The sequence below is a fragment of the Herbiconiux daphne genome, from assembly GCF_024979295.1.
Lineage (GTDB): Bacteria > Actinomycetota > Actinomycetes > Actinomycetales > Microbacteriaceae > Herbiconiux > Herbiconiux daphnes.
Genome location: NZ_JANLCJ010000424.1, coordinates 1 through 682, shown reverse-complemented (window position 1 = coordinate 682; position 682 = coordinate 1). Strand labels below are relative to the sequence as shown.

At 37.5% G+C, this 682-nt stretch carries 2 tRNA genes; both read left to right on the top strand.

Annotation, left to right across the window (positions count from 1 at the left end):
- Positions 1-148 precede the first annotated feature (148 nt).
- Positions 149-223, top strand: a tRNA-Met gene (locus N1032_RS25630).
- Positions 224-414: 191 nt separating this feature from the next.
- Positions 415-488: transfer RNA gene (locus N1032_RS25625), tRNA-Gly, on the top strand.
- Positions 489-682 lie beyond the last annotated feature (194 nt).

Sequence of the window (682 nt, the reverse complement as noted above, 5' to 3'; positions counted from 1 at the left end):
ATATAAATTAACTACCAGATGGTTCGCGAATATGTATGATGTAATTACATAGGTGCTTTACGTGATGTGGCATTAAATTGCCCTTCGCACGGGAGCATAGATGTTTGAGTTTTATAGGCAAATTTCTCCAAAAAATTTCCACTTCATATGCGAGATAGTGTAATGGCAACACATAGGTCTCATAAGCCTAAGACTACAGGTTCGACTCCTGTTCTCGCTCCCATATGGGGAAGAAATTCCCCGCCGCTTGTTCAATCAAGTCTCGGTCTTAGCACAAATTTAGTTATTTAACCTTTTAGAGCATTCCTTTCAATCACGTTCTAATTTATTACTTAATTCCAAATAGCAAAATTTTTCTTCCATTTTAAAAAAAAGGTTTTACAAGTTGCACCTTTACAAAAGCAACTTTATCACGGGGTATTAGTTTAATAGTAAAACTTCTGACTTCCAATCAGATGTCGGCGGAGCGTAACCGCCATACCCCTCCATATGGCAGTCAATCGGCAATTTACTTTTCGTGGTGATTTGTAAAATAGATAATGTTGTGACTGCCGCCAAATTTATATATAATTTAAGGAATTTAATTCCTTTTATTGTATGGGAGTAGTTCAATGGTAGAACATCGGTCTTCAAAACCGAGTGCTTGGGGATCGAGTCCTCACTCCCATGCCATATGCTATAT